The organism is Porphyromonas sp., assembly GCF_030529325.1.
In the GTDB taxonomy this organism is placed as follows: Bacteria; Bacteroidota; Bacteroidia; order Bacteroidales; family Porphyromonadaceae; genus Porphyromonas_A.
Window position 1 is genome coordinate 1 of record NZ_JAUMXC010000019.1, and the last position, 13,852, is coordinate 13,852.

At 43.4% G+C, this 13,852-nt stretch carries 9 protein-coding genes and 1 pseudogene; all 10 read right to left on the minus strand.

The genetic code is table 11. The annotated features are described in order from the left end of the window. Positions 1 to 231: 231 nt before the first annotated feature. The 10 genes and pseudogenes from Q4A14_RS04495 to Q4A14_RS04540 all read right to left on the minus strand — a co-directional run bounded on the left by Q4A14_RS04495 (position 232) and on the right by Q4A14_RS04540 (position 13,679). Positions 232 to 1,363, minus strand: a pseudogene (locus tag Q4A14_RS04495) (ISAs1 family transposase). A 161-nt stretch (positions 1,364 to 1,524) separates the two neighbouring features. Then, the gene (locus Q4A14_RS04500; protein WP_303170252.1) at positions 1,525 to 3,156 is read right to left on the minus strand and encodes a putative transporter; all 1,632 of its coding nucleotides are present in this window, start codon (positions 3,154 to 3,156) and stop codon (positions 1,525 to 1,527) included. A 69-nt stretch (positions 3,157 to 3,225) separates the two neighbouring features. After that, on the minus strand, positions 3,226 to 4,920 hold the full coding sequence (gene ettA / locus Q4A14_RS04505; protein WP_303170254.1) for an energy-dependent translational throttle protein EttA: 1,695 nt from the start codon (positions 4,918 to 4,920) through the stop codon (positions 3,226 to 3,228). 40 nt (positions 4,921 to 4,960) lie between these two features. Then, positions 4,961 to 6,247, minus strand: a complete 1,287-nt coding sequence (hemL, locus tag Q4A14_RS04510; protein ID WP_303170256.1) for a glutamate-1-semialdehyde 2,1-aminomutase — start codon at positions 6,245 to 6,247, stop codon at positions 4,961 to 4,963. Positions 6,248 to 6,264: 17 nt separating this feature from the next. Continuing rightward, positions 6,265 to 7,242, minus strand: coding sequence for a porphobilinogen synthase (gene hemB, locus Q4A14_RS04515; RefSeq protein ID WP_303170259.1), 978 nt, complete (start codon positions 7,240 to 7,242; stop codon positions 6,265 to 6,267). A 26-nt stretch (positions 7,243 to 7,268) separates the two neighbouring features. Next, positions 7,269 to 8,021 carry a uroporphyrinogen-III synthase gene (locus Q4A14_RS04520; RefSeq protein WP_303170261.1) on the minus strand — a complete coding sequence of 251 codons (753 nt, stop codon included), beginning with the start codon at positions 8,019 to 8,021 and terminating at the stop codon, positions 7,269 to 7,271. Next, a complete protein-coding gene (hemC, locus tag Q4A14_RS04525) occupies positions 8,018 to 8,923 on the minus strand; it encodes a hydroxymethylbilane synthase (protein ID WP_303170262.1) in 906 nt (301 codons plus the stop codon). The genes Q4A14_RS04520 and hemC overlap by 4 nt, the downstream gene beginning before the upstream one ends. Before the next feature lies 1 nt (position 8,924). Then, positions 8,925 to 10,154 (minus strand): glutamyl-tRNA reductase, encoded by a 1,230-nt coding sequence (gene hemA / locus Q4A14_RS04530; protein WP_303170264.1) that lies wholly within the window; start codon positions 10,152 to 10,154, stop codon positions 8,925 to 8,927. A 110-nt stretch (positions 10,155 to 10,264) separates the two neighbouring features. Further along, the gene (locus Q4A14_RS04535) at positions 10,265 to 10,873 is read right to left on the minus strand and encodes a superoxide dismutase (protein ID WP_368492355.1); all 609 of its coding nucleotides are present in this window, start codon (positions 10,871 to 10,873) and stop codon (positions 10,265 to 10,267) included. A gap of 538 nt (positions 10,874 to 11,411) precedes the next feature. Then, complete coding sequence (locus Q4A14_RS04540; RefSeq protein WP_303170296.1) at positions 11,412 to 13,679, minus strand: transglycosylase domain-containing protein; 2,268 nt, start codon at positions 13,677 to 13,679, stop codon at positions 11,412 to 11,414. Positions 13,680 to 13,852 lie beyond the last annotated feature (173 nt).

Genomic DNA, 13,852 nt, shown 5'->3' on the forward strand with positions numbered 1-13,852 from the left:
TTACCTCAAAGTTAAGGACTAATGGGGCTTACACACTTTTTTAGGACAGTATCCACGGTTATCTATAGTCTCCCATAAATCTATGGATGGGAAGTTCCCCTTGAGGAGGTAAAGAAAAGTAGATGTCCAAAAGGTTCCTTACTTTGATTTGCCAAGGTAAGGAACTTTCAATCGAAAGTTCCTTACTTCGTTACAGAGCCTTCCTTAAGTTATTTGACCAGGGGTGACGCATTAAAAGTTGAGTTGTAGTATTTGTTGGGGTCTTAGTCTTGCGAGTTTCTTCTGTATTCGAGGTATTGATGCCTTGAGAACTTGCTTTAAACGTTCGTATAAGAACAAGTTATACTTCTGCACCTTATCCATTATTTGAGCAATATTCCTAGACCGCTTTTGCGAGGCATCCTGCCTCAAAAAGACATCAAGACAGTAATGTAACTTGTTTTCGATAGTCCAATGATTGCGAATAACCTCTCTAATACGCTCCCAAATCTGTACTTGACGAGATGTAATAAACCACTTCGCAACTGCATTTACCCGTCTTCTTATCCTCTCGTTTTCGGCTAACACGATGAATAGACTTTAAGCCCGACCAACGTGCCAAAATCGGGTTATCCTCCAACGACAAAGGCGTAACAATACTCTCATAACAACGTGTTTCGATGCGTCCGTGTCCCAATTCGACTTGCTCTTCCTTTTGGATATGCGCCTGAAATAGAGGGCAGAAATATGACTCGAATTCTTGCAAACTATGGGCTTGATTAGCCTTGACACAGAGGACGTAATGAGCACTTCGGGAGACAATCTCTTCTGCAATCTCTATCTGAGTCCCGATGGCATCGATGCTGAGGTAATTACCCTATAAGTCCAAATAAGTGAGCAACTTCTTAATGGCGATGATTTCGTTGTCCTTGCGGTTAATATATACCTGTGCCAAAGCGGATAAATCGCTCGGAGAGTAAGATGAAACCACGTGAGACTGAGTGTCAAATGAAAGTTTCTTCACCCCTCGCATCGTTTTGCCGTCAATGCAAATGTGCTTGCCGGAGGTCTTAGAAATAAACTCTTCTAAGCAAGTACGATAGGCTTCTTCAAAGGATTCGGGGCAGAGGAGACTCATACAGCGCTGCAGCGTATCGTGCGTGGGCATACTCTGTTCAAAAGATTGACCGCTAAGAGCTTGATAAATGGCTTTGAGTCCCTCTTCGTATTCTAAAGCCTAATCCTCCATTTCGTACCACGAATTACAGCCCGATATGGTCGAAAGGAATACAATAAGTAGAATAAAATCAAGTGGATAGACTTTCTTGCGGTCGATACCTGGGTCGGGAATCAGGTGAAGGCTCGAAAAGAGTTCGGAGTACATATTGATCTACGATTTGATCTACGATTAGAATAACGCTCTACGAGGATAACTATTTTAATGCGTCAACCCTGATTATTTGACACAAAAGTATAGTGGAGGATCTACAATATCACTCTCTTTTAATTCAACATAAAACTACCGAAGTCGCCTTCCACATAAATCTACGATAGAACAACACTCACAACAAGCTGAGCTATAATAACCCGAAGAAACATGGATAACGGATAGACAGAGGCATAACTCACAGTGGGGACATCGTCTTTAGCCTGAGCATTAAGGTAATCCAGAGCTATAGGATTCGCCATCGTGCCACATAGTAGACCACCAACAGCACCAAAAGTATAGTCTGTATATTTCAAAACCATAAATCCGACAAGCAACGTAGGGACTACAGTGAGTATAGCACCCAATCCTAGCCAAACCAGCCCTCCTCCCTCTGTAAGAGTAGTAAAGAAATTGGCTCCTGATGATAGTCCGAGACAAGCCAAGTAAATAACAATTCCCATGGATCTCACCATAAGGTTTGCACTCTGAGTAATATACGTGTTGAGCTTAAGTCGAGATCCGTATGCTCCCATGAGAATCCCGACTATAATCGGGCCACCCGCAATACCGAGTTTGATTCCATTAGAGATACCCGGCAGGATAATGGGAATACTTCCAAGTGCACACCCCAAGAATATTCCTAAAAATATGCTTATAAGATATGGTGTATCAAGAGGCTTAAGTTGATCCCCTATTCGCTTGGCCAAACGCTCGACATCTTCGCTCCGTCCGACGACTGTGAGTCTGTCCCCTATCTGTAATCTGAGCATAGGGGTAGGCACAAGGTCAATCTCTGCTCTATTGATACGCGTCACATTGACCCCATAACGGTTGCGAAGTCGAAGGCTGGAAAGTTTTACTCCATTAAACTCAGACTTGGTAACTAATAAGCGCCGTGAGACCAACTGTATTTCCTTGTCAGATTCCCAATCCACCTGCTCTTTCTCCGTAGCCCTACCGCCAAAGAAACCGGTGATACGTGGAGCATCTGTCTCGTCTGACACGATAATAAGGTGATCCTCAAGCTCCAAAACCGTATCAGATGATGGTTGAAATATCTTACCATGTCTCCAAAGTCGAGAGATAATAAAATCGATATTAACAAGTTCATGGATCTCAGCCACCGTTTTGCCGGCAATCTCCGGGTTGCGCACATAGTACTCTCCGACAAAGTGATGAGGTTCATCACCCTCGATAGCGACATCTTTATGAGCAAAAAACTTCTTTAGTATTTCCAAGACAATTATAACACCTATTATCCCAAAAGGATAAGTAATAGCTGTAGCAAGTGCCATGTCCGACAGAAGAGAGGATATATCCGGACTTTGCGCAGATTGTATGACGGCTTGCTGTGCAGCTCCTAAGGCCGGAGTATTAGTTACAGCACCACTCAAGACGCCCATCAGGAGTTCTATACCAATGTCTGTGGCATAATACAGTGCCACGACCCCTAGGGTAGACAAAAGAATAAGGCTTAACCCCCACATATTGAGAGCCAAGCCTTTTCGTCTGAATGAAGCTACAAAACCCGGCCCCACCTGTACTCCTAATGCATACACGAAGAGTATTAGTCCAAAGTTTTGAGCAAAATGAAGCATCTCATCATTGACTTTTGCACCAAAATGTGCAGCCAATATCCCAACAAAGAAGACGCAGGCCGATCCGAGAGTGAAGCGAGAAATCTTCAACTTACCCAAATACAAACCAATACCACTGACAAGACATATCAACATCAGGGTCTGGACCATAGTCTGGGAGGTCCACAGGGCAGATAATGCTTCCTGCATATTCTACATATTTACTGTTTACTCGGTTACTTACAGCATTTCCCCCAATTTGCGGTAGCGGGTCTTTGCTGTTGCTGCATCTCCGAGTCTACGCACCTTATCCTCCTCGTACTCTGTATATGTCCCCTCATAGTAAAATGGCTTACCATCTCCCTCGAAGGCCAATATGTGCGTACAGATACGGTCTAAGAACCAACGATCGTGAGATATGACGACAGCACAACCGGCAAAGTTTTCCAATCCTTCTTCAAGTGCACGAAGAGTATTTATATCGATGTCATTGGTAGGTTCGTCAAGTAGAAGTACATTCGCTCCCGAACGCAAAGTCAATGCAAGATGAAGACGATTGCGTTCACCACCTGAAAGGACCTTACAAAGTTTTTCCTGATCAGCTCCCGTAAAATTGAATCTTGACAGATAAGCACGAGCATTGATTTCCTTACCTCCGACACGAATAGTCTCTTGCCCTCCGGAAATAACCTGATAGACAGATTTTTCAGGATCAATATCTTTGTGAGTCTGATCGGCATATCCGATAGTAACGGTCTCACCAACTTCAAACGTGCCTGTGTCAGGCTTCTCAATGCCCATAATCATCTTGAACATCGTGGATTTCCCAGCACCATTGGGACCAATGACACCTACGATACCGTTGGGAGGGAGCATGAAATTGAGATCCGTAAAGAGGGTCCTGTCACCAAATGACTTGCTCACGCCTTGAGCTTCGATGACCTTATTTCCAAGCCTAGGACCATTTGGAATGAAGATCTCAAGCTTAGCCTCTTTCTCTTTTTGTTCTTCATTGAGAAGCTTTTCGTAAGAGTTAAGTCGGGCTTTACCCTTAGCTTGACGAGCCTTTGGAGCCATGCGAATCCACTCAAGCTCGCGAGCAAGTGCCTTGGCACGTTTGCCTGACTGTTTGTCCTCCTGTTCTAAACGCTTGGATTTTTGCTCGAGCCAAGAAGAATAGTTACCCTTCCAAGGAATACCTTCACCTCTGTCAAGTTCAAGTATCCAACCTGCAACATGATCAAGGAAGTATCTATCGTGAGTAATACAGATAACTGTACCAGGATAACGCTGGAGATGTTGCTCGAGCCAATCTATACTTTCGGCATCCAAGTGATTGGTAGGTTCGTCAAGCAGCAGGATTTCCGGTTGAGAAAGGAGGAGACGACACAAAGCAACACGCCTACGTTCACCACCTGAGAGATGATCGACAAGAGAGTCGCCTGGAGGACAACGAAGAGCATCCATAGCTCTTTCGACTCGAGTTTCGATGTTCCATGCATCGATAGCATCAATTCGATCCTGAAGTGTTGCCTGACGCTCGATAAGTTTTTCCATCTTGTCTGGATCTTCCAAGACCTCAGGATCAGCAAAAGCATTGTTGACGTCTTCAAACTCTTTCAAAAGAGCTACAGCCTCACCGGCACCCTCCATGACAGTTTCCTTGACAGTCTTGCCATCGATAAGTTTAGGGTCTTGCTCAAGATAACCCACTCGATACTCCGGAGATGCATAAACGACTTCGCCGATGTACTCTTTATCTATACCTGCTATAATCTTGAGAAGTGTCGATTTCCCGGCTCCGTTGAGACCAACAATACCAATCTTAGCGCCGTAAAAAAAAGAAAGATATATATTTTTAAGAACTTGCTTTTGTGGGGGATAGATCTTACTCACCCCAATCATGGAGAAAATGATCTTCTTATCGTCTGACATTGTATGATGTTTTACTATGTATTGTAAACTGAAACAAGAATTAGAATAGTGATACAAGAGTCTTCTCGAGTGCAACAACAGCTCGGTCCAAATCCTCCTCAGTGTGTGCACCTGAAACAAAGATGGCTTCAAATTGTGATGGAGGTAAGTAGATTCCCTCTTCTATCATCTTTCGGAAATATTTCGCATACATTTCGGTATTGCAAGAACGAGCAGCTTCAGCGTTGGTTATATCTCGGCCAGTGAAGAAAATGGTCGATAAAGTACCACTGGTGTTGTACCTAAGATCCTCAGGATATTTCGCAACAAGAGAAGATACTTTATCTGAGAAGTAACGGGCTTTACGATCTAGCTCTTCGTATACTCCAGGCTTGGATAGTTCGTCCAACATTGCACATCCTGCGGCAAGAGCCAAGGGATTTCCGGACAGAGTCCCTGCCTGATAGACTGCACCATTAGGGGAAAGAACCTCCATAATCTCTTGACGCCCTCCAAAAGCACCTACAGGAAGCCCACCACCAATGATTTTACCAAGACATGTGATATCTGGGATGATTCCGTAGTATTCTTGCGCACCACCTCTGGATAGTCTAAACCCAGTAATGACTTCATCAAAGATAAGTACGGTACCCTGCAAAGTGCAGAGATCTCTGAGCTGTTGTAAAAAAGCAATATCCGGTAAGATAACCCCCATATTTCCCATAACCGGTTCTAAGATAACAGCTGCTATTTGTCCGGGATATTTCTCAAAAAGAGTTTTGACAGACTCTATGTTATTGAATTCTGCGACCAAAGTTTCACTAACAATCTTTGTTGTCACACCATTGTTCTGCACAGAAGAAAAAGTCTGCACTCCTGAACCGGCCTGTACAAGAAAACCATCGCTGTGCCCATGGTAACATCCATCAAACTTTATGATCAAGTTTCTTTCAGTGTATCCCCGAGCTAAACGTACAGCACTCATTGTCGCCTCAGTCCCGGAGTTGACCATACGGACCATATCCATACTTGGGAAGAAAGATTTGATCTTCTGAGCCATGTGTATCTCTTGTTCTACACATGCGCCAAAACCTGTTCCCTTTTCTACCGCCATCTTTATCGCTTCGATCATCGCAGGATGTGCATGACCAAGGATATGAGGGCCCCATGAAGAAATAAAGTCGATATACTCGTTGCCATCTACATCATAGATGTGACCACCTTTACCATGTTGGATATATATAGGCGTCATTCCAACAGATTTAAACGCTCTGACAGGACTATTAACCCCTCCCGGGATATGTTTGCAAGCCTCTTGAAATAGGGCTTTTGATCTTTCAAATATCATAATATGACAAAAGAAACTTATGGGTTATTTCTCAAATACTGCGCAGCCTCTTTAGCAAAATAGGTCAGAATAATCTTTGCACCTGCTCTACGAATAGAAAGAAGGCTCTCCATCATAACTCTATCATGATCTATCCATCCCCTTTCAGCTGCGGCCTTAATCATAGCATACTCACCACTAACATGATAAGCAGCCATAGGCAGATCATAGCGCTGTGATGCCTCATGCAAAATATCAAGATATGCTAAAGCCGGCTTTACCATGATAATATCGGCACCTTCCAATATATCTTGTTCTATTTCTCTGAGCGCCTCTCTTCCATTGGCAGGGTCCATCTGATAGCCTCTTCTATCCCCAAATGAAGGAGCAGAATCAGCTGCGATACGGAAAGGGCCGTAAAACGCCGAGCTAAACTTCGAAGCATAAGACATGATTGGTATATGAGAGAAACCGGCCTCATCGAGGCCCTTTCGGATAGCAGCAATACGACCGTCCATCATATCTGAAGGTGCGATCATCTTTGCACCACAACGAGCCATAGAGACCGACTGTTGTACAAGATATTTGACAGTTTCATCGTTATCTACTTCATGCCCGTGCAAGATACCACAGTGCCCATGATCTGTATACTCACACATACATATATCGGCAACGGTGATCATATCCGGCAACTCATCCCTAAGAGCCACCAATCCCTGCTGTACGATCCCATCATCATGCAGAGCCTCACTACCTGTAGCATCCTTATGAGCGGGGATCCCGAAGAGCATTACACTTTTCACACCAAGATCATATAACTCTCTGCACTCCTTGACCAACTCATCGACTGACAAATGATATTGCCCTGGAAGAGAACTAATCTCTTTACGGATGCCTTGTCCATGCACCACAAAAAGGGGATGAATGAAATCTGATGGATGTAGTCTTGTTTCACGGACCAAATCACGCATATTCGCAGATGATCTGAGTCGTCTAAGTCTTACTTCTGGATACATAAGTCTAAAAGTATTATATGGTTATATTATTCTTGATCTTTTAAATAAAATATTATCTCCTTTGCGATATCTTCAGAGTGAGGTGTGGATGCCTCACGAATATTTTTATATCCCAAATCAATCAAAGCCTGACTGGTCTTAGGCCCGATGCTGACAGCAACAAAATCCTCATCAAGACTCCAAGAAACCTTCTCTAATGCCTCTGACCAGGCCTGTACGCCAGAGGGACTGCAAAATACAAAAAAGTCGGGACATTTCGGTACTTCTTGAAGCTTTTGGACAAACTCAGGATGGGGAGTTGTTTCATAGAGAGGTATCAGGTAATACTCATAGCCTTTAGAGCTAAAAAAATTCCTCATATATATCCCTGCAATGTTTGAGGTTGGCTGAACAATTACCGTTTGAATGCCGAAATTTCGATCATACTCTTCGAGAATAGGATAAAATTCATCCACCAAACCTTGAGAAGTTTCCACCGAAGGTCTGAAGCAGACTTCAACCCCCTTAGAAGATAAAAAAAGCTCTGTTGCTTGACCGATAGTAACAACTCTTCCCTTTGGAAGACCAAAACTATCTATGTAGTGTTGAGCTCCCCGAGGAGAGGAAAAAATAATGCAACTGCGATCCTTTGCAATTTGGGGCAATCTGACATCCTCATTTTGGCAAGTACGTATCGGAGGTAAGCACAACAGATCAAGCTCCGGATATACATCTTTTACCTGTTTGACTATATCATTTACCAATTTCGGTTCACGACCGATGATACCAAACTTCCTCATCCCTTTATCTTCTCTGCAATTTCTGACAAAAAGCCTTCAGCTAAGGGATCATCAGCAACAAATTCATAACGCTTCCCCCTACGATTACTTTCATGGGCAAAAAAAGCCATCCCTCTGATCCTACCACTCTCGTAAGCAAACAACGCCCCAAAAGGGATAGCACATCCACCACCTAAGAGGCTTAGTAGTCTACGCTCATAACCAGTCATACGATGGCTCAACTCATCATCGACAGCTCTGGCTATAGAGCACGCCTCAAGGTTGTCTTTGGCGCACTGTATCCCAATAGCCGCCTGACCAGGAGCCGGAGCTACAATCTCAGGTTCAATGTAAAGGGACACCTCTCTATCCAGTCCAAGTCTCTTGAGACCTGCAGCTGCCATCACAATAGCATCATACTCTCCACTTCTGAGCTTGGCTATTCGAGTCTCAACGTTTCCCCTAATGGGTAAAAATTCTGTTGTATTTTCATCGTCCCCAATAGCCATTTTAAGCTGTGCAACACGTCGAGGACTTGATGTCCCTACCCTTTGCCCCTTCAAGTCCCCGATAGAAGAGACCTTAAAGTTAGCAATGATGACATCTCGAGGATCCTCCCTCCTCATCACGGCTGCAAGACACAGACGCTCGTCCATCTCCACCGGAAGATCCTTAAGACTGTGCACAGCAAAGTCAATATCATGACTATATAGCTGGTCTTCAAGCTCTTGAGTAAATAAACCCTTAGAGAGGGTGTTGGAATGCAGGCTTATATCCAACCTCTCATCTCCTCTCGTAGAGATCACTTTAATCTCTACAGAAGCTCCTGTTTTAGCTCCTATTGCTCTTTTGGCCTCATTGGCTTGCCACAAAGCTAAGCGGCTGCCACGAGTACCTATAACATACGACCTTTTTACACTCATATCACATCGTCAGTAATTTGCGTACAACCTCCGCATATATAGGATCTTTGGTATCCTCTGTCAGCTTACGAAGGCGCGAGATCATTGTGGTAGAGTACACATGCGAAAGATGAGAACAGTGCTTATTCACTGCTTCTGAGATCTCTTCACCTATATCAACCGGCAAATTGGCCAATTCTTGTGCAAGAATATCATCTATGTCCGAACGAATCAGGCTATACACGTCTCGGATCGTAAGTCCATCTCTCCATTGGAGGTATTCCATGACTGCCGTATCTAACACTTCTCTGACAGAGTCAGGTATCACAGTATTTGCTTCCGAATACAAAGAGCCCAAGTCATCGATACAATACAAGGAAACTCCGGAAACCTCTGCGACATCTTCTGCGGCATTGCGAGGGAGAGCCATATCAAAGATATCTATGGGAACCACGCCTTCTCCGAGTGAAGTCTTGTCTATAATTGGTGTCGATGCTGATGTTGCAACCCATAGCCAACGTACACCACGGAGAGCGGTACTCAAAGTATCGCCGTGATAAATTTGAGAAATACCATTAGCTTCAGCACACTTCAGAGCTCTATCTGCAGTTCTATTATAGATCGCCAAGTCTTTTACTCCTAATCCTTTTAGGCTTTGAATCACTGTGACCGCCATCTGTCCGGCACCCAAGATAAGTGTCCGCCCCATTTTTAGTCCATCACCATATTTTAGTCTCATAAACTCGACGGCTGCCGCACCGGCAGAGGTATTGACAGCCTTGACAGGATGGGTGGTACGTATCACCTTACTGACCTCAAGGGCCTTATCAAAGAGACGTAGTATGATATTGGTGGTAACACTGGCCGATCTTGCAAGAAATAAGGCCTCCTTAACCTGTCCAACGATCTGAGTCTCCCCTTGAACAAGCGAACGATATCCGGCGACTAATGCAAACAGATGTCGAATAGCATCTGACTCAGACATAAAGTAAAAGTAGCGTCTGTGGGTATTAGGCATCTTCTTGTACTCCATAACATAACGGATCAAATGATGCTCCAACTCCTTCTGCTCCAAATCACTATCCACGTAAATCTCGGTGCGATTACATGTAGAGATCAAAACTCCTCCATTTATGATCTTCAGCGACTTTGCGCGACGCAAAAAGTCCACTGCATCTGCAGGGACAAAAGAGAATGCTTCTCTAATATCTATCGGAGCAGTTTTGTGATCAATCCCTATTATTGATAGCATTTTATAATTGTGTATGTCTTGTATTAAAGTATAGAAGGCGTGTCTTGGCCTTGTCAACCAGAGCACGCCCTCCTGTCTATACGTTTAGTTTGTATCTGCTTTAGATCAAATTACTTGGTAATGATCAGCTCTTGACCACGATCTTGATAACGCTTGGCTACAACATTCCAATCGATGATGTCCCAGACCTTCTTGAGGTGCTCGGCTCTTCTATTCTCATAGTCAAGGTAATAAGCGTGCTCCCATACGTCGATACCCATGAGAGGCACAAGACCCTTAGTTACAGGGTTACCCGCATTGGCTTCCTTTGTGATTTGGAGCTTTCCATCCTTATCACATGCCAACCATGCCCATCCCGAGCCAAAGACTGTGACTGCAGCAGCCTCAAATTCTGCCTTGAATTTCTCGAAATCACCGAATGTCGCAGCAATTGCATCGGCAAGCTCTCCTGTAGGAGCAGCTCCACCGTTTGGGCTGAACTGCAGGAAGTAAAGGATATGGTTGAGGTTTTGACCGGCATTATTGAAGATACCACCATCAGACTCCTTAACAATAGTCACAAGATCCTTATCAGCGAAAGGTGTTCCTTCGATAAGTCTGTTGAGATTGTCCACATATGCCTGAAGGTGCTTTCCGTGGTGTAGTTCTACTGTACGCTTGCTGATCACTGGAGCAAGAGCGTCTGTTGCATAAGGTAGTTTTACTAGTTCAAATTTCATATTTCTAATCTGTTTAGGTGTTTTAGCCCCATCATCACAATATTCTACAGCAGCTGTAGACTTTTCTGACTTACCAGTAGCACCGGTAAAAATTAAAGGAGCTGCAATAACTCCCAATGCGACAATGGGCAATATTCTGTTCATTAAGTTTAATGTAGTTTTAAATGCTTCAATACTGTAGCTATAACAGATGAACAGTCCGGATAGTTCACAAAACAGTGATTATTTTTTAAAGGAATGCATTCCTTTATTAACAGACACAAATTCGCTATAGGTAAATTTAATATCTCATTATGACTGCAATATCGTAGAACAAATCAAAGGCAAAAAGATTGAGAAAAAGTAAGGCTAAAGCACGAAATCGACTTACCTATATCGAGCAACTGATGTGCTTACTGATTTCTCAAGTTAGACATCCTTTTGGGGCTTTATGAGAAGAGTTTTTTAATGACACGCAAATCGGGTATAAAATAGAGAATAAAAAATGCCCCTTATGTGCCTAATGCAGAAAACACATAAGGGGCATCAATCATATTACCTACTCGAATAAATCATCTATTCCCTCGGAAGTAGGAGTGTCTGTGGGCTTTCTCTCCAATGACTCCTCTGCACAAGGGTTCTTGTATGCTTCCGGAACCTGGAATTTCTCAGAAGCATTATACATCATACTTGGATCGGCAAATAGCTTTTTGAAAAATGAAGCCACAACAGGCAAAGCCATAGAGGCTCCTTGACCATGAGCCATACGATCAAAGTGAATAGAGCGATCTTCTCCTCCTACCCAGCACCCCGCAGTAAGAGAGGGAGTAAAACACATAAACCAACCATCTGAGTTGTTCTGTGTTGTACCTGTCTTTCCTCCCATTTCAGCCTGGATTCCATACTTGAATCTCATACGACTACCTGTCCCGCCATCAATGACACTTCTAAGCATGTGGAGAGTCTTATATGTCGCAGCTTCTGGCAGCACTTCGTTCATTCTTGGGCTGAAATTAGCAATGATATTGCCGTACTGATCTTCGATTCGTGTCACAAAGATCGGCTCTGCTCGTATACCTCCATTTGAGAATGTCGTAAAGGCACTTACCATTTCAGCAACAGAAATATCTGGTGTACCAAGGCAAATTGAAACAACAGGATCAAGCTTACCTGTGACTCCGAAAGAATGTAGGAGTTCAACAAACGTATATGGAGAAAGTCTGCTCATGAGCCATGCTGTCACCCAGTTATCAGAAACTTGCAATCCCCAATTTATAGAAACCATCTCTCCGACACGTTTTGCTCCAGGATTGCGAGGTGACCAAATCCGGCCATTCTCATCCACAAGTTGAGGTTGTACATGAAGGACCTGGTCACACGGACTGAAACCTTCATTCATAGCCATTGCATATAAAAGTGGTTTCATTACGGAGCCAACTTGTCGACGACCGGCAGTAACCATATCATACTGAAAAGCACCATAGTTAATTCCACCCACGTACGCTTTAACTTCGCCATTTCTTGAATCCATGGCCATAAAACCAGTGCGCAAGAAAGATTTATAGTAAAGGATAGAGTCCCTAGGGGTCATTATCGTATCCTTCTGACCTCCATACGTAAACACGGTCATCTCCGTGGGTTCATCAAAAGTTTGAAGGATCTCCTTTTTACTCAAGCCCTCAGAATCTAAATGACGATATCTGTCGCTTTGCTCTATAGCTCGAGAGATGATGGACTTGCGCTCATCATCAGAGATTTTAGCGGAAAAAGGACCTGTCTTACGACCTTTTTTCTCCTTAAAAAACTCTGGTTGGAGAGTTCCACTAAAATGTTCAAAAACTGCCTCTTCAGCATATTGCTGCATACGAGCATTGATACCGGTATAAATCTTTAATCCATCTGTATAGATATTGTACGAAGAACCATCGGCTTTCTTATTTTTATTGCACCACCCATACAGAGGTTGAGTTTCCCAAGCAAGTGAATCTCTAGTGTATTGCTCCATCATCCATCCTCTATAATTGCGGCGATTAGGTTTATCTGCCATCATTATTTTTTTAATGAATTCTCGGAAATAAGTAGCCAATCCACCTTTATGATTTTGGACACTGAAAGAAAGATTCAGTGGCAGTTTGGAGATAGAATCACACTCGTGTTGGGTGATATACTGACTGTCAGCCATCAACTGCAGCACCACATTACGTCTTTCGGTGGTACGATCGAGGTAGCGTACAGGATTGTAAAACGAAGGATTTTTGCACATCCCAATAAGAGTTGCAGCCTCTTGAATACTCAATTCCTTAGGAGTCTTATTGAAATAGGTTTTTGTGGCAGACTCGATACCAACAGCCTGATAGAGGAAGTCAAACTTATTGAGATAAAGATTGATAATTTCCTCCTTAGTATAGTAACGCTCAAGTTCTACGGCGATCACCCACTCTATAGGCTTCTGTAAAAGTCGTTCAAAGATATTTCCGGCTTGTGGAGAATACAACTGCTTTGCCAACTGCTGTGAGATTGTACTACCACCTCCGGAATTTTTCTGCCCAAGCACCCCCGTCTTGACAACAGCGCGCATGAGCCCCCTGAAATCAATCCCGGAGTGATCCTTAAATCTCTTATCTTCGGTAGCGACAAGAGCCTTGACAAGGTGTGGAGATAAATCTTCGTATGTAATATAGATGCGGTTATTATTTTTAAGAGCAAAAGCTCCAAGCATCTGTCCATCCTCTGATATTACCTGGGAGGCATACTTATCGATAGGATTCTCCAAATCAGCAATAGGAGGCATATACCCTATCTTACCCTTTGCTATCATGACAAACATAATAGCTGTACCTACTATCACCGCCAACACAGCCAACCATGCCAGCACAATGAGATACTTCAACCAATTTTTCATATATTCTATGCTTTAACTTCCCACGAAGTTTTTAATTTACTCGATTGGCAAAGATAAAAAATATCTGTCTTTGTTCCTTGTAACAGAAGTTATACTAA